Origin of the sequence: Streptomyces sp. PsTaAH-137 (assembly GCF_003259365.1) — a bacterium.
Lineage (GTDB): Bacteria > Actinomycetota > Actinomycetes > Streptomycetales > Streptomycetaceae > Streptomyces.
This window is the reverse complement of the sequence record NZ_QLLY01000001.1, coordinates 721861-738207: the sequence shown is the minus strand read 5'-3', so window position 1 is coordinate 738207 and position 16347 is coordinate 721861. Positions and strand designations below refer to the sequence as shown.

The window sequence follows — 16347 nt, the reverse complement described above, 5'->3', positions numbered from 1 at the left end:
CGCGTCCCGGGCGGACCGTTTCCGGACGGAAGGACGACTGGGAGGAGGGGTCAGCGCACTCCGGCCCGGGTGCGCTGGGACGGCACCGCGGGCAGCCCGGACCAGTCGAGCCGCAGAACCGCGAGGTCGTCGGTGTGCCGGCCGGCGTTGCGGACCCGGACCTCGTCGAGGATGCGGTCCAGGTGCGTGCCCGCGTCGGCGTTCGCGCACCCGTCCATGATGGCGAGCAGCCGGTCGACGCCGAGCCGCTCGGCACTCTCGTCGACGTGCCCCTCGACCAGGCCGTCCGTGTAGAGCAGCAGGGAGCCGGAGGGCGGCAGCCGGACGGTGGTGACCGGCCACTTGTGCAGGCCCGGGGCTATGCCGAGGGCCACTCCGTGCTGGATGCCGAGTTCCCGGGAGCGTCCGTGGGAGGTCAGCAGCGGCGCGTGGTGACCGGCGAGGTGGAGGGATGCGGTGCCCGTGTTCCGGTCCACGGTGACCAGGGTGCACGTGGTGAACAGATCGGTGGTGCTGCGCTCGGCGATGTGCATCTGCTCCAGGAGTTCCAGGAGCGCTCCGCCGCGATGGCCACCCAGGGTCAGGGAGCGCCAGGCGATGCGCAGGCACACGCCCAGGGCCGCGGCGTCCGGGCCGTGGCCGCTGACGTCGCCGATGACGGCGTGCACCTGTCCGTCGGGGGTCTCCACGACGTCGAGGAAGTCGCCGCCGAGCAGCGCCTGCTGGCGGCCGGGAAAGTAGCGGCTGGTGGCGACGACGTCGCCGGACGACAGCATGGGCGCCGGGAGCAGGCCGCGCTCCAGGCGGGCGTTCTCCTCGGCGCGCAGCTTGCCCGCCTGCAGATTGGCGTTGGCCCGCTCGGCCTGCTTGCGGTGCACGGCGTAGCGCACGGCACGCTGCAGCAGATCGGGCTCCACCTTGCCCTTGACCAGGTAGTCCTGGGCGCCGGCGGCCAGCGCCTCGACTCCGGCCTGGGACTCCGCCAGTCCGGTCAGGACGATGACGGCGGCGTCCCCGGCCGCGTCGAGGAGTTCGGCGACGGCGCCGACCCCGGAGGCGTCGGGCAGATGCAGGTCGAGCAGGATGCAGTCGCTGCGCCGCGCCGTCAGCGTCTCGCGGGCCTCACCCAGGGTGCGGCAGTGGACCAGGACGTGGTCGAGGTCGGTGTCGAGCAGCAGTTCCTCGACGAGCAGGGCGTCCCCGGCGTCATCCTCCACCAGCAGGATCCGGCAGGGTGCGGTGGACGTCCCATCGAGCGCTGTCATCGCAGCAGCGATCCTTCGCTGTCGGCCGCCGAGGCGGACGGTTGGAGGGGGAACGTGAAGCTGATCGAGGTGCCGTCGCCGTCGACCGGGTCGACGCTGATGGTGCCTCCGTGGAACTCGACGGTCTTCTTGCACATCGCGAGGCCGATGCCGGTGCCCGGATAGGCCTCGCGGGTGTGCAGCCGCTGGAAGATCACGAAGACCTTCTCGCGGAACTCGGGGGCGATGCCGATGCCGTTGTCCCGCACGGTGAAGCGCCACATGTCGTCCTCCTCGCGGACGCTCACGTGGATGTGCGGAGGGCGGTCGGGGGCGCGGAACTTGATGGCGTTGGACAGCAGGTTCTGCCAGAGCAGGCCCAGCTGTCCGGCGTCGCCCCGCACGGTCGGCAGTTCGTCGTGCTCGATGCGCGCGCCCGACTCCTCCACGGCCACGCTGAGCGCGTCGACCGCGGCGTTCAGGGAGTTCTCCAGGGACACGGAGCGCTCGTCGTGGACACGTCCCACCCGGGAGAACATCAGCAGGTCGTTGATGAGGACCTGCATACGGTTGGCGCCGTCCACGGCGAAGGCGATGTACTGGTCCGCCCGCTCGTCCAGCTTGTCGCCGTAGCGGCGCTGGAGCAGCTGCGTGAAGCTGGAGATCTTCCGCAGCGGTTCCTGGAGGTCGTGGGAGGCGACGTACGCGAACTGCTCCAGCTCCGCGTTCGAGCGCTTCAGGTCGTCGGCCTGCTGGTCGAGCAGCGTGCGGGCCTCTTCGCTGCTGGCCAGCTCACGCACCAGCCGCTCGCGCATCCCGTCGACGTCGCGAGCCAGTTGCTGGAGGTCGGCCGGCCCGGTCGCGGGGACCTGCCGGTCGAACTCGCCGCGGCCCACGTCCCGCGCGGCGTCGCCGAGGCGGGTCAGCGGGCCGGTCACGCCGCGCCGCAGCCCGTAGAAGATGGCGCACATCAGGACGACGATGACGACGGCGATGGCGATGAACACCAGGTTGCTCAGGCGCTGCGCCGCGTCGAGGTCGTCGCCCGCCCGCATCCTGGCGGCCAGCAGATGGTCCTGCTGGCGGGAGAGCGAGCCGCGCACGGCGTCGAACAGCCGCTTGCCGTCCGCCGCCCGCCCGGCGGCCGTCCGGACCGCGTCGGCGCTCGACGCCTCGGCGACCGGGCGCGCCAGCTGCCGCTGCCACGTCGCGACGGCCGTCCGCACCTCGCGTAGGTCCTTCTCGGCCTCGCCGGATCCTGCGACGAGCCGGTCCAGCGACGTCAGCGCGGTCTTCTCGTCCGCCCGGCCCTGCGTGTAGGGCGTGAGGAAGTCGCGGCGGCCGGTGAGCCCGTAGCCCCGGACACCGGTCTCCTGGTTGACCAGGGCCGCCTCCAGGCGCACCGCGTTGATCAGGGCCGGGGAGCGGTACTGGACGACCTCGTCCGTGAGCCGTGACGTGGTGCTCAGCGCCCACGCGCCCAGCGACCCGAGGATCAGCAGCACGACCGCGCTGGCGGCGACCCCGGTCGTCAGCCACCGCCGGGTCGTCCAACGGGCTATGCCCACCGGCTCGCGCCGGCCTCCGCCCACGTCCATGCTTCTGTGCTCCTTTGGACCGCCACGAGGCCTGATGCCGACGGCAGCAGCGTCGATACGATACGCCAACGACAACAGTTGTTGTCGCGTGCATTCTGCGACGGTACGGTTCGGGTATGCCAGGAAATGATCCGTCACCTCTCCCTGGAAGCCGTACCTTCGAGGAACTGGCCGTCCAGGCCGTCCAGAACCTCGTCGCCGACCTCGTCCCGCAGGTCGGTTATGTCCCTGATCACGATCTCCGCGGCGAAGCGCCCCGCAATGCCCTGCGGCGGCTCCGCGTCCTGACCGCGCTCCAGCACGCGGTCAGCGAACTGGAGGGCGAAGCGGCCCGCGACGCCGCCGCCGCGGGCGCCGGTTACCCTCAGATCGGCGAAGCGACACACCTCAGCCGTCAGGGGGCGCGCCGCCGCTGGCCCGGGCTCATCACCCATGACGGCCGTCCGTGCCCCCCACTCGTCCCCCGGAGTACCACACCATGATCGCTGCTCCTCGCTCCTACGACGTCCTGCTCGTCGAGGACGACCTCGCCGACGCCCTGCTGATCCAGGACGCTCTCGCCCAGCACAGCACCCGCAATCTCACGCAGGTCGCCGACGGGCTGGAGGCCCTGGAGTATCTGCGCGACCCGGAGACGGCGCTCCCGGACCTCATCGTGCTGGACCTGAACATGCCGCGAATGAACGGGCGGGAGCTGCTGCGCATCCTCAAGGACGACGCCGCCCTGCGCGCCGTCCCGGTGGTCGTGCTGACCACGTCCGCGGCGCCCGACGACGTCACCGACGCCTACCACCAGCACGCCAACGCGTATGTCACGAAGCCGGTCAATCTGGAGGATTTCGAGGCGGCGGTCCGCAGCATCGACACCTTCTACCTGGAGACGGCCACCCAGCTTCCGCGAAGCTGACCGGCCCGCACGGCGGGCCTCACCCCGCCCCAGCTCAGCCCGCCTGTCCCCCAGTGCCCCCGCGTCGCCGCCCGGCGACCGGGGGCACTGTGCGTCGCGGCCCCGCGGGCTTCGCACGGGCCGACTGGACCTTGACAGGAACACAGCCACTTGTATGGTCTAGGCCAAGCGTCAACGGCCGTTCCGCTTACGGGAGTCGACCCTGCCCCACAGGGCTGACTCCATGTCCCTTCGCGCCTCTTGGCCCCACCCTCGAGAGGCCGTTCCGGACGTGCGTCCCCACATCACGCGCGCTCCGGAAGACCTGAAGTGAAGGAGTAGGCATGCACGCCCGCAAGAAGACGGCCGCCCTCATCGGCGCGGCTCTCGCCCCGGTCCTGGCCCTCAGCCTTCCCGCCGGCTCGGCCAGCGCCCACGGCTACATCTCCTCACCGCCCAGCCGCCAGGCGCAGTGCGCGGCCGGCACGGTGTCCTGCGGTGACATCACCTACGAGCCGCAGAGCGTGGAAGGGCCCAAGGGCCTGACCAGTTGCAGCGGCGGCAACAGCCGCTTCGCGGAGCTCGACGACGACTCCAAGGGCTGGGTCGCCACACCGGTGCAGAGCAGCACGACGTTCGAGTGGAAGCTCACCGCACAGCACGCGACGAGCACCTGGCAGTACTTCGTCGGCGGCCAGGAGATCGCCGAGTTCAATGACAACGGTGCCAAGCCGGGCGCGACCGTCACCCACCAGGTCGACTTCGGCTCACTGACGGGGCATCAGAAGGTGCTGGCCGTCTGGAACATCGCCGACACCACCAACGCGTTCTACGCCTGCATCGACGTGAACGTCGGCGGCTGACCCCACTCCCCCGCCTCCGTGGTGCCGCGGGCCCTCCCCCCACGGCACGCCCCGACCGGGCACGTCACGGACCCCCGGCACCACGGCTTCGCACGCCCACCCCCCACACCTTTCCTCTTTGGGAGCGCACGCATGCGCCATCGCATCCTCGCCCTGCTGACCGCGGCCGGTTCGGCCGCGACCCTCACCGCGCTGACCCTGACCGCCCCGGCCTTCGCCGAGAAGCCGGCCGACCAGCCCGCCCGGGAGTCCTCCACGCAGGCGGAGTTCGTCGTCAGCGAGGCCCAGTTCGACCAGATGTTCCCGGGCCGGAACTCCTTCTACACCTACTCCGGGCTGACCGCCGCGCTCGACGCGTACCCGGGGTTCAGCGGAACCGGCAGCGACACCGTCCGCAAGCAGGAGGCCGCCGCCTTCCTCGCCAACGTCAGCCACGAGACCGGCGGCCTGGTCTACGTCGTCGAGCAGAACACCGCCAACTACCCGCACTACTGCGACACTTCGCAGTCCTACGGCTGCCCGGCGGGCACCGACAAGTACTACGGGCGCGGCCCGATCCAGCTCAGCTGGAACTTCAACTACAAGGCGGCGGGCGACGCCCTCGGCATCGACCTGCTCAACAACCCCGACCTGGTCCAGAACGACTCGGCCGTCGCCTGGAAGACCGGGCTCTGGTACTGGAACACGCAGACCGGGCCGGGGACGATGACCCCGCACAACGCCATAGTGAACGGCGCAGGGTTCGGCGAGACCATCCGCAGCATCAACGGCAGCATCGAGTGCGACGGCGGCAACCCCGCCCAGGTCCAGAGCCGCATCGACAGCTACGAGAAGTTCACCCAGATCCTGGGGGTCGAGCCGGGCGGCAACCTCAGCTGCTGACCTGCTGCGGACGGTTCGGGCAGTGAGAGCCATGACACGTCCCTGACCAGCAATCGGTCACCGGAAGACGGCGTGAAGGGTTCGTGACGGGGCAGTGGATGTCCTGCCACTGTCCCCGACACCCCCGGAGCATCCCGTGACCGTGAACGCCACGGCTCCCACGAGCCCCGCCGCAGCCGCCGACGAGCATCCGCACGACGCCCGTCAGCGGCTGCGGCGCCGCCTGGAGCGCCTCATCGGCATCGCCGCCACCGAGGGCAACGCGCTGACGCCGCTGCGCAACGGCGACGAGATCTTCCCCGCCATGCTGGAGTCCGTACGCGGCGCCGAGCACACCATCGACATGATGACCTTCGTCTACTGGCGCGGCGACATAGCCCGCGAGTTCGCGCACGCCCTCGCCGACCGCGCCCGCGCCGGAGTCCGTGTCCGGCTGCTGCTCGACGGCTTCGGCAGCCGGACCATCGAGGGCGACCTGCTCTCCCTCATGGACGAGGCCGGGGTCGAGGTCGCCTGGTTCCGCAAGCCGTTGCACCTCTCCCCCTTCAAGCAGAACCACCGCTGCCACCGCAAGGTGCTGGTCGTCGACGAGACGACGGCGTTCACCGGCGGCGTCGGCATCGCCGAGGAGTGGTGCGGCGACGCACGCGACCCGAGCGAGTGGCGCGACACCCATGTGCGGGTCAGCGGGCCCGCCGTCGACGGGATCTGCGCGGCCTTCGCCCAGAACTGGGCCGAGTGCCACGACGAACTCTTCGACGAGCGCGACCGCTTCGTCGACCACGAGCCGCAGGGCGACGCCATCGTCCAGGTCGTGCGCGGCTCGGCCAGCATCGGCTGGCAGGACATGCAGACCCTGCTGCGCGTGGTGATCGAGTCCGCGCAGACCCGGCTGCGTCTGGCCACCGCCTACTTCTCGCCGGACGTCTACTTCGTCGACCTGCTCTGCGCGGCGGCCCGGCGAGGCGTCGAGGTCGAACTGCTCGTGCCGGGACCGCACACGGACAAGCAGGTGAGCCGGATCGCCGGCCGCCACCACTACGCCCGGCTCCTGGAGTGCGGAGTGGTCGTGCGCGAGTACCAGCGGACCATGCTGCACTGCAAGGTCGTCACGGTCGACGGGATCGCGTCGCTGGTGGGCTCCACGAACCTCAACCGGCGCTCGCTGGACCACGACGAGGAAGTCATGCTCGCCGTCCTCGACGAGACCTTCACCGCGGCCCTCGACGCCGACTACGAACAGGACGTCTCGCACAGCAATCGCGTACGGGCCGAACGCTGGGCCGACCGGCCGCTGGCCTTCCGGGCCGCGGAGAAGGCGACCAGGACCATCCAGCACTTCCTGTGAGCGGGGACTCCAGGGCCTCTTGACGGCGCCTCAGCGGCTGAGTACAACGATGTAAACCGGCTCGTGTCCCACGGGTCTCGTTCGTACCCCGCACCCCCACCGCGCCATGCGCCCCTCCCCCACGGCTCGCAGGAGGCCCGATGACGTTCCGGCCACGCATCTTGACCCGCTCAGCGACGGACCGGCCGGCGACGGCCGGTCCGTCGCTGCTTGTCGCGCTCCTGCTCGGCCTGCTGGTCGCCCTGGTCGCGCCGCCGACGACGGCGCACGCCGCGACCGGCACTCTGCTGCGCGACGGGACCGGCCTGTACCCGCGGGCCGTGCGCCTGGAACACAGCGGCGCGGCGAACGGGCGGGTGCTCGCGTCCGTCGTCACGTTCTCCGGCAACGACGGTCTCGGCGCGATCCACGAGAGCACCGACGGCGGGAAGACCTTCACCCAGGTCGGCACGGTCGGCGACCCGGAGGCGGCCGGCGGTCAGGGCCTGTGCTGCTCCACCCTCTTCGAACTGCCGCGCGCCGTCGGCTCGCTCCCGGCGGGCACGCTGCTCTGGGCGTCGTCGGTCGGCCAGGACGAGGCCGGGCGCCGGATGGCGATCAGGGTCTTCCGCAGCGACAACATCGGCCGCACCTGGAGTTATCTGTCCACGGTGGCCACGGCCGCGAACGACAAGGGTTTGTGGGAGCCGGAGTTCTCCGTCGACGCCGACGGCAACCTCGTGTGCCACTACTCCGACGAGACCGACGGCGTGCACAGCCAGAAACTGGTGGCGGCCCGCACCTCCGACGGTGTCGCCTGGACCGGCCACCACGACACCGTCGCGAGCACACTGGCCTCGGACCGGCCCGGCATGGCCGTGGTGCGGCGGCTCGGCGACGGCTCGTACTTCATGTCGTACGAGATCTGCGCGGCGAGCGGACAGTACGTGTGCGTCGTGCACTACCGCACCTCGTCCGACGGCTGGAACTGGGGCGATCCCGCCCACCTCGGCTACCGCCCGGAGACCCAGGACGGCAAGTACTTCAAGCACGCGCCGACCGTCGGCTGGTCCCCGCTGGCGGGCAGTGCGAGCGGCCGGCTCTTCCTCGTCGGACAGGTGATGTACAACGCGGACGGCTCCCGCGCGGGCGGCAGCGGGAGCACCGTCTGGGTCAACGACGCGGGCGGCTCCGGGACGTGGCGGGAGATCCAGGCCCCCGTGTCGGTGACGTCCACGACCGTCGACTACTGCCCCAACTACAGCTCGGCGCTGCTGCCTTCGGCGGACGGTGGCAACCTCCTGGAGATCGCCACCGACTACGACGGGACCGTGTGCAAGCCGTACTTCGCGTCGGCCACCGTGCCGAACTGACGCCCGGCACCGGCCTCGTCCCCGCTCAGACCTTGCGCCAGCGGGCGTTCGCCCAGGAGAAGATCCCGAAGGCGGCGAGGCCGACGGAGATCAGCACGAGCAGCCACGGGCCGGCCGGGGTGTCGGTGAAGGAGCGCAGGGTGTCGTCCATGCCCTTGGCCTTCCCCGGCTTGTGCTGGACCGCCGCGGCGATGGCGAAGCCGCCCGCGGCGGCGAAGACGGTGCCGCGGGACGCGCCGCCGAACACGCCGAAGATGTCGACGCCCTTGCGGGTCTTGTCAGACATCTCGGACATCTTCAGGTGCTTGTGGTACTTGCGCATGATGGCTCGCACGGCGATCCAGACACCGGCGACGGCTACGGCCACACCGGCGGCACCCACGATCCACTGGCCGCCCGGCCAGTCGAGCGCCTTCGCGGTGATGTCCTTGGAGCTCTTGTCGGAGCTTCCGCTGCCGCTGGACTTGTCCCCGGCGGCGAAGGAGAGCACGGAGTAGGAGACGAACCCGTAGAAGACGAAGCGTCCCGCGGCGATCGCCCGCTTGCCGGGCTTGTCGCCGTCGGGGCCCGCCTGCCCGAACAGCGCCTCGGACAGCCGCCACAGGGCCATGCCGGCCAGGGCGATGCCGAGCACCCACAGCAGGACCACGCCGAACGGCTTGTCCGCTATCTCCGCGATGGCCCCGCCGCGGTCGGCCTGCTTTCCGCCGCCGTCGGCGAAGGCGATGCGCAGGGCCAGCACGCCGATGAGTACGTAGATGACCCCACGGGCGACGAAGCCCGCGCGGGCCGCCATCGCGACCGTTTTGCTGTTCGCCGCGCGCCGGGCGTGCCCGACACCATGTGAAGTGACCGATCCAGTTGACATGTCACCCGATTGCCCCCGGATACCCGCTCAACTCCTGGCGGGCGATCCTTCGTGCGGCCGTACCCCGGCCAGCACCGCGGTGATGGTCTTGCCGTCGTCGTGCCGGTCGATGCTGACCCGTTGGGACAGGTGCTGGATCATCAGCCAGCCGAAACCGCCGGGCCGCGTCGGGTCGTGGGGCTGGTCGCCCGGGAGCCGGTCGCTGCGGTCACGGACCCGGATCACCAGCGCGCGGTCGTGGACACAGGCGCTGAAGCGGGTCATGCCGTCCCCGTGCCGCAGCGCGTTGGAGACCAGTTCGTCGGCGACCAGCATCGCGTCCTCGGACAGCCGGCGCGCCAGCCGCCACGGAACCGCCGCGCACAGCGGCCGGACCGCGGCGCTGGTCTCCGCCCGCGCCTGCGAACAGGTCGTACGTCCCGCGGCGGTCATGTCGAAGGCGCTCATGACGAGGCTCCTCCTGGGGTCGGATGGGTGGTGGTGCGCCTGACCCCTCCCGCCTGCCCGTGCTCCCCCGGGCCACGCCTGGCCGCGATCACCAGTCGTGCAGGGATCCGTCCAGCTTCAGCCGGTTCACCGGGAGGTAGGCGGCGGCGTAGGGATGGGCCGCCGCGGCCTCGTCGTCGTAGGCGACGCCCAGGCCCGGCTCCTCGCCCGGGGTGAGCAGGCCGTCGGTGAACCGGTAGGCGGGCCGGAACACCTCGTCGGTGGCGCGGGAGTGCTTCATGTACTCCTGGATGCCGAAGTTGGGGATCGCGACGCCCAGGTGCAGGGCGGCCGCGAGGCCGACCGGGGAGATGTCCGTGGGGCCGTGGACGCCCGACTTGATCTGGTAGACGGCCGCGTAGTCGAGGATCCGCCGCAGCGCGGTGATGCCTCCGGCGTGGGTGACGGGCGAGCGTACGTAGTCGATGAGCTGTTCCTCGAACAGCTCGCGGTAGTCCCAGATGGTGTTGAAGACCTCGCCGATCGCCAGCGGTGTCGTGGTGTGCTCGCGGACGCGGCGCAGCATCGTGGTGTTCTCCGCCGGGGTGACGTCCTCCAGCCAGAACAGGTCGTAGGGCTCCAGGTCCTTGCCCAGCCGGGCCGCCTGGATGGGGGTCAGGCGGTGGTGGGCGTCGTGCAGGAGGGGCAGTTCGGGGCCGAACTCGGCGCGGACCGCCTCGAACACCTTCGGGGCGTGCCGCAGGTAGGCGCGGGTGTCCCACTCCTCCTCCACCGGCCGGTTCGCGCGGCGGGCGGGCTCGTGGTCGTAGCGGGAGGTGGCGCCCGTCTCGCCGACCGCGGCGTTGGCGCTGGAGGCGACGCCGTAGACGGAGCCGAGTCCCGGGATGCCGCTCTGCACGCGGATGGCGCGGTAGCCCTGGTCCAGGTGGTCGCGTATCGAGTCGAACAGTTCCTCGAGGTCGGCGCCGCTCGCGTGCCCGTAGGCCAGGCAGCCGCGCCGGCTGCGGCCGCCGAGCAGCTGGTAGAGGGGCAGGCCCGCCAGCTTGGCCTTGATGTCCCACAGCGCCGTGTCGACCGCCGCGATCGCGGCCATGGTGACGGGACCGCGGCGCCAGTACGCGCCCCGGTAGAGGTACTGCCAGGTGTCCTCGATCGCGTGGGCGTCGCGCCCGATGAGCAGCGGGGTGACGTGGTCGTCGAGGTAGGAGGCGACGGCCAGTTCGCGGCCGTTGACGGTCGCGTCGCCGAGTCCGACGACGCCGTCCTCGGTGCGCAGGCGCAGCGTCACGAAGTTACGGCCGGGCGAGGAGACGAGCACCTCGGCGGAGGCGATGCGGGTGCCGGCGTCGCGGGCGACGCCGGGGGCGGGGGTGGACACCTGGAGAGCTCCATCGGTCGGGGGCGTGACGAAGGGCGGACCGCGCGCCCGGGAGACACACCGGGAGACAGCAGCGGCCGGGTATCGGTCCAGGTCGTGCGGTACTCCGTCACCGTAGATCTTGATGCGGGCCGGGGGTAGACCGGCTGAGCGGATCACTGCCGGACGGCGCCGCTCGCTCCGTGCATCGCGGCGATCTGCGACCGGGAGCCGAAGCCCAGCTTGGTCAGGATGTGCTCGACGTGGGAGTCGACCGTCCGCTTGGACACGACGAGTTGGGCGGCGATCTCCTTGTTGGTCAGGCCCTCGCTGACGAGCGCCGCGACCTGGCGCTCCCGCGGGGTGAGCCCCTCGGCGGGGCCGGGACGCTGGGCCGGTACCGCGGGGGCCTCCGCCGTGCTCTGTTGCAGGGCCGCCTCCACGGCGGCCTCCGGGGAGAGCCGCCCGCCCTCGCTGAACGACTCGTGGTAGCCGTCGGCGCCCAGCGCCTCACGGGCCTCCCGGGCCGCCACGTCGTGCAGTTCGTGGAGTACGGGGATGGCGAACCGCGCCTCCTTGGCGGCCCGGCGCCACAGCGCGTCGGCGGCGCCCTGGAGGACGGCGACCCGCTCGAAGTGGCGCAGCGTCGCCGCGTACCAGGCGAGCCCCTCCAGGAAGTGGGCGAGGCCCATCATGTCGTGCAGGGCCGCCTTGCAGCGGATGCCTTCGCGGGCGCACTCGACGGACGCCTCCCGGCCCTCCTTGCCGCCCTGGAGCCACAGGCCGACGCTCTTGACCCACAGGGCCCAGCTCCGGGCCCATTGCTCCTGGGGCTGTTCGGCGTTGCGGGAGAGGGAGTCGTCGCACCAGGCGATGCCCTTGTCGAGGTCGCCGTCGAGGATCAGCATGAAGCCCGCGTAGAAGCCGAGCATGAGCAGGCCCTGCTCGTCGCCGAGACCCGACAGCTGCGAGCGCACCTCGTCGAAGTCGTCGGCGCAGCCCTCGAACCGGCCCTCGAAATAGCGGCGGTGGGCCTGGAAGGCGAGGGTCCAGGCCTGGCCCAGCTGGTCGCCGATCCGGGCGGCCGTCTCCTCGGCCTCGCGCAGCAGCACCTCGTTGTTGCCGCGTTCGCCCTGGAGGTCCATGAACCAGCTCTTCACCCAGAGGGCCTTGACGCGGGTGGGACTGTCGCCGGGGCAGTCGTCCAGAGCGCGGCGCAGCCAGTAGCGGCCCTCGGTGAGCAGGCCCGTGCAGTGCCAGTAGCCCCACAGGGCCGTCGCCAGTTCCAGGCCGTCGCAGGCCGGTCCCTGCGGGGAGGCGCAGTACTCCAGGGCGGCGCGCAGGTTGGCCTGGTCGTGCACGAGGGCGCGCAGCAGCGGCAGTTGGGCGTCGGTCGTCCACCGCCGGTCGAAGTCGCGGGCCTTGCCGAGGAAGTGGGCGAGATGGCGGGCGCGGGTGCGCTCCGCCTCCCCCGTCCCGGCCAGCTGGTCCAGGCCGAACTCCCTTATGGTGTCGAGCATCCTGTAGCGGGTGCCGTCCGGGGTCTCCACCCGCAGGACGACGGACTTCTCCACGAGACCGATGAGCGCGTCGAGCACCTCCTCGGGCGGCAGCGTCCGGTCGTCGGAGCAGACTTCCTCCGCCGCGCTCAGGCTCAGTTCGCCCGCGAACACGGACAGCCGGGCCCACAGCACCCGCTCCTGGTCCGTGGACAGGTCGTGGCTCCAGGCGATCGCCGTACGCAGTGTCTGGTGGCGCGGGACGCAGGTGCGCCGGCCGCCGGTGAGGATGCGGAACCGGTCGTCGAGCCGGCCGAGCATCTCCTCCAGGGAGAGCACGCGCAGCCGGGAGACGGCCAGTTCGATGGCGAGCGGGATACCGTCCAGGCGCCGGCACAGGGCGAGGACCTCGGCGCGGTTGTCGTCGTTCACGGTGAACCCGGCGACCGCCGCCTCGGCCCGGTCCTCGAACAGCAGCAGGGCGTCGCACGGCGCGGTGGCGTCGGCCTCCTGCGGGCCGTCGGGCACCTCCATCGGGGAGACGGGCAGCACGTGCTCCCCCACCACGTCGAGCGGCTGTCTGCTGGTGGTCATGATCCGCAGCCGGGGCGCCGCGGGCAGCAAGGTGTCGCAGAGCATCGCGCACGCGTCGACCAGGTGCTCGCAGGTGTCGAGGACGAGCAGGGCCGCCTTGTCCTCCAGATGGTCGGCGACGATCTCGATCGCGGGCCGGGCCGCCTGCTCGGGCAGATCGAGCGCCGCGGCCACCGTGTTGGCGAGCAGCTCGGGGTCGGTCAGCGCCGACAGGTGCACCATGTACACGCCGTCGGGGAAGTCGCGCCGGGCCCGGTGGGCGGCTCGGACGGCGGTCCGCGTCTTGCCGACGCCACCGGGCCCGGTCAGGGTGACGAGCCGGGCGCGGCCGAGTACGTCGGCGAGCCGGGCGAGTTCGCGCCGGCGGCCGATGAAGTGGGTCGCGTCGGCGGGGAGTTCGCCGGAGGTGCGACGGCTGGCACGTTCGTTCATGAGCGGTGCTGCTCCCAGGACTGGACTGCTGTGACAGGGCCTGCGATCACGCTAGGGAGAAATCCGACCGCCACACCCCGGTTCCGCACAGAACCGCCCGGACGGGGCGACAATTTGAAAGAATGACCGGCTCGCCCTGTGCGCCCGGCCGTCTCGGTAGGCCTGTCGGTATACCGAGTCCGTTCCGGCATGCACCGGGAGGCCCACGATCGGGTACCGTTCGGCCCTGTTTTCCGTACCCCTGATGGGTCATCGTGCGGACGCCGCGCACTCTCTCCCCGACCGACTCTGTTCCCGCACACGGCAGGACGTCCCCACGGCGGCGCACGACAGGCGGGAGCCGATCATGAACGCCAATCCACCGGACGCGGGATTCGTGGGGCGCGACACGCTCCTGGCGGAGGCCGGAGCGCTGCTCGCCGACGGCCGCCATCTCACCCTCAGCGGACTGCCCGGTGTGGGGAAGTCCCGGCTCGCCCGGACGATCGCCGCGGGTCCGGCCGCGCGCGGCGGTGCCCACGTGGTCGATCTCGCGCCGCTGCGCAAGGCGGCCCTGGTGCCGCACGCGATCGCCGCCGCCGTCGGTCTCGACGTCTCCGACGGCCGTCCGGTGCGCGACAGTCTGCTGTCCCATCTCGACGGACGCGAGGTCCTGCTCGTCCTCGACAACGCCGAACACCTGGCCGACGCCTGTCAGATCCTCGTCCCCGAGTTGCTGTGGCGGTGTCCCGGTGTCCGGGTCCTCGTGACCAGCCGGCTGCCGCTGCGGACGGCGGCGGAGCGGGTGCTCGTCGTGGGGCCGCTGAGCGAGGAGGCGGCCATGGAGCTGTTCCTGGGCCGCGCGCGGGCGGCGGCGCCCGACCCGGTCGGCACACCGCTCCACGATGTGCTCGCGCGCAGTCTGTGCCGGCGCCTCGACCTGCTGCCGCTCGCCCTGGAACTCGCCGCGGCCAAGCTGGGCACACTGAGCCTGAGCGAACTGGAGCACGCGCTGGACGTCGGAGACGATCTCGCGCCCCCGGACTGCGATCCGCGGCGGCGCCCCGCGCACCACCATTCGCTGAGTACCGTGCTGGGCCGCAGCCACGAACTGTGCACCCCCGCGCAGCGGTTGCTGTGGGCCCGGCTGTCCGTCTTCATCGGCGCGTTCACCGCTGACGACGCCCAGCGGGTCTGCGGCGACCGGCTGCTGCCGGACGTCGCGAAGGAACTCGACCGACTCGCGGAGGGGTCCTTGCTGCACGGCCGGGCGGGCTCGTTCTGGCTTCCGGTGACCGTACGCACGTACGGGATGCGGCTGCTCGTCGCCCTCGGCGAGAGCGCGAGACAGCAGGCCCGGTACCGGGCCTGGCGGGACCGGGGCCTGCCCTGAGCCCCAACCGGGTGGCCTGTGCTGCTGAAGTGATTGACGGCCGTTTCATGAGGTACAGGCAGGTATGCGTACCTTGGCTGCCTCGGGCAGCGCCTCCTGGATCTTCACCGTCGTCGGCGTTCTGATCGTGATCGGCCTGCTCACCCTGTTGTGGACGAGCAGGCGCCGCCTGGCCCGGCGCCCGAATCCGCCGCAGTCGCCGCAGCCGCGGCAGGACTCGTGGCAGGATCCGGACGAACCGCGCCGGGACGATCACTGATCGGAAGCGGGCACGCACCGTTCGAGCACGGCGTAGGCGAGGACGGCGACGACGAGGCCGGTGACGGCGTCGGAGAGCTGCGGCGCCGACCAGTGGGCGACGGCAGCGGCGCCCGCGCCGATCGCCCAGGCCCCGAACGCGGTGGGCCGCACGGCCGTGGTGGCCCGGCGGTCCATCGCACCGCGGCCACCGCGGGCGAAGAACTGGTCGGCGATCAGGACTCCGCCCAGCGGCGGGACGAAGACGCTGAGGATCACGAGCCAGTCGAGGAAGTGGTCCCAGACGCCGGCGAGCGCGGCCGCCGTGCCGACGAGCCCGAGCACGATCGTCATCAGCCGCATGGTCCGGCCGGTCAGATGGGACCAGCCGAGCGCCCCGTTGTAGAGGCAGTGGCTGCACACCGAGCCGAGGTTGACGAAGACGAAGACCGCGGCCAGGACGTTGAGCACGCCCGAGTGCTCGCCGGTCAGGATCGGCAGGAAGTCGCCGCCGGTGACGGCCGGGGCGGCGATCGCGCCCGCCGGGACCACCAGACCGCCGGTGACCTGCGCGACGACGCTGGCGACCGGGAACGCGCTGATGGTCGCGAGGACCGCCTGCCTGCCGTTCCTCGACCAGCGGGTGAAGTCGGCGGTCATGGTGCCGGAGTCGGCGAACGTCGCCATGATCGTCGAGACGGCGGCGCCGAAGGTGAGGGTGGAGGCGCCGCCCACGCCCTCGTACGAGAAGACGGCCCCCAGATCGTGCTCGCCGGCCACGATCACCAGGGCGGTCACGCCCGCGACGATGAAGAGCGGGGCCGCGACGGCGCCCAGCCAGGACAGCGCCTTGATGCCGAGGTAGGTCAGGGCTATGAACCCGAGCCCGGCCAGGACGGCGACCAGCCGCTCGTGCCAGCCGAACGCCTGGTGGAGCGTGGCGCCGGTGGCCCCGGTGTTGAACGCGAACCAGCCGACCACGATGGTGGCGAGGAACGCGGCGGCGACGACGTATCCGGCGCGGCCGAAGGTGCGGGTGGCCTGGAGCGAGAAGCTCTCGCCGGTGGAGCCCGCGCGGTGGCTGAGGATCCCCACGTAGAGGAGCATGACGAGGTTGGCCACCGCGATGGCGGCCATCCCGCGCCAGAAGCCCAGCATGGCGACGACCACGCCGCCGGGGACGGCGTTGGTCAGGATCATCGGGAATCCGAACCAGACGGCCGAGACCGTCCACAGCGACTTGCGCCGGTCGGCGGGGACCGGGCTGTGCTCGTACTCGGCGTCGAGGGCAGCGGTGTCCGGCTGTCTCGCCGGGTCCAGGGCGGAGTGCTCTGTGTTCATCGTGTGTGTGGGCTTCCGGGGCGGGCG

General features: G+C 71.6%; 15 protein-coding genes. 7 read left to right on the top strand and 8 right to left on the bottom strand.

What is annotated here, in order from left to right; all coding sequences use genetic code 11:
* Nucleotides 1-50: 50 nt before the first annotated feature.
* The 3 genes from K377_RS03215 to K377_RS03205 form a co-directional block, all read right to left on the bottom strand.
* Nucleotides 51-1265, bottom strand: coding sequence for a PP2C family protein-serine/threonine phosphatase (locus K377_RS03215; RefSeq protein ID WP_111661515.1), 1215 nt, complete (start codon nt 1263-1265; stop codon nt 51-53).
* Nucleotides 1262-2842: an ATP-binding protein gene (locus K377_RS03210; protein ID WP_111661514.1), complete on the bottom strand. Its 1581-nt coding sequence runs from the start codon at nt 2840-2842 to the stop codon at nt 1262-1264. The genes K377_RS03215 and K377_RS03210 overlap by 4 nt, the downstream gene beginning before the upstream one ends.
* A 134-nt stretch (nt 2843-2976) precedes the next feature.
* Nucleotides 2977-3276, bottom strand: coding sequence for a hypothetical protein (locus K377_RS03205; protein ID WP_111661513.1), 300 nt, complete (start codon nt 3274-3276; stop codon nt 2977-2979).
* A 44-nt stretch (nt 3277-3320) separates the two neighbouring features.
* Here K377_RS03205 and K377_RS03200 point away from each other — a divergent pair, with 44 nt between their 5' ends.
* The 5 genes from K377_RS03200 (at nt 3321) to K377_RS03180 (ending at nt 8173) form a co-directional block, all read left to right on the top strand.
* Nucleotides 3321-3749 (top strand): response regulator, encoded by a 429-nt coding sequence (locus tag K377_RS03200; RefSeq protein ID WP_111661512.1) that lies wholly within the window; start codon nt 3321-3323, stop codon nt 3747-3749.
* A gap of 323 nt (nt 3750-4072) precedes the next feature.
* Nucleotides 4073-4591, top strand: a complete 519-nt coding sequence (locus tag K377_RS03195) for a lytic polysaccharide monooxygenase auxiliary activity family 9 protein (protein WP_111661511.1) — start codon at nt 4073-4075, stop codon at nt 4589-4591.
* 132 nt (nt 4592-4723) lie between these two features.
* Nucleotides 4724-5473 (top strand): chitinase, encoded by a 750-nt coding sequence (locus K377_RS03190; RefSeq protein WP_111661510.1) that lies wholly within the window; start codon nt 4724-4726, stop codon nt 5471-5473.
* 136 nt (nt 5474-5609) lie between these two features.
* Complete coding sequence (locus K377_RS03185; protein ID WP_111661509.1) at nt 5610-6821, top strand: phosphatidylserine/phosphatidylglycerophosphate/cardiolipin synthase family protein; 1212 nt, start codon at nt 5610-5612, stop codon at nt 6819-6821.
* Between the two features lie 140 nt (nt 6822-6961).
* Nucleotides 6962-8173, top strand: coding sequence for a sialidase family protein (locus K377_RS03180; protein WP_237551870.1), 1212 nt, complete (start codon nt 6962-6964; stop codon nt 8171-8173).
* A 25-nt stretch (nt 8174-8198) separates the two neighbouring features.
* Here K377_RS03180 and K377_RS03175 read toward each other — a convergent pair whose 3' ends face one another.
* From K377_RS03175 to K377_RS03160, 4 genes are all read right to left on the bottom strand, one after another.
* The gene (locus tag K377_RS03175; protein ID WP_111661508.1) at nt 8199-9041 is read right to left on the bottom strand and encodes a DUF1206 domain-containing protein; all 843 of its coding nucleotides are present in this window, start codon (nt 9039-9041) and stop codon (nt 8199-8201) included.
* 27 nt (nt 9042-9068) lie between these two features.
* A complete protein-coding gene (locus tag K377_RS03170; RefSeq protein ID WP_111661507.1) occupies nt 9069-9488 on the bottom strand; it encodes an ATP-binding protein in 420 nt (139 codons plus the stop codon).
* 88 nt (nt 9489-9576) lie between these two features.
* The gene (gene manD, locus K377_RS03165) at nt 9577-10866 is read right to left on the bottom strand and encodes a D-mannonate dehydratase ManD (protein WP_111661506.1); all 1290 of its coding nucleotides are present in this window, start codon (nt 10864-10866) and stop codon (nt 9577-9579) included.
* 155 nt (nt 10867-11021) lie between these two features.
* A complete protein-coding gene (locus K377_RS03160; protein ID WP_111661505.1) occupies nt 11022-13370 on the bottom strand; it encodes a LuxR C-terminal-related transcriptional regulator in 2349 nt (782 codons plus the stop codon).
* 346 nt (nt 13371-13716) lie between these two features.
* Between K377_RS03160 and K377_RS03155 the strand changes: the two genes are divergently transcribed.
* Nucleotides 13717-14742 carry an AAA family ATPase gene (locus K377_RS03155; protein ID WP_161195164.1) on the top strand — a complete coding sequence of 342 codons (1026 nt, stop codon included), beginning with the start codon at nt 13717-13719 and terminating at the stop codon, nt 14740-14742.
* Nucleotides 14743-14806: 64 nt separating this feature from the next.
* Nucleotides 14807-15001: a DUF6479 family protein gene (locus K377_RS03150; RefSeq protein WP_111661503.1), complete on the top strand. Its 195-nt coding sequence runs from the start codon at nt 14807-14809 to the stop codon at nt 14999-15001.
* On the opposite strand, the gene K377_RS03145 is transcribed toward K377_RS03150, so the two are convergent.
* Nucleotides 14995-16320 (bottom strand): cytosine permease, encoded by a 1326-nt coding sequence (locus K377_RS03145; RefSeq protein WP_111661502.1) that lies wholly within the window; start codon nt 16318-16320, stop codon nt 14995-14997. The two genes, K377_RS03150 and K377_RS03145, sit on opposite strands and share 7 nt — an antisense overlap.
* Between the last annotated feature and the right edge of the window lie 27 nt (nt 16321-16347).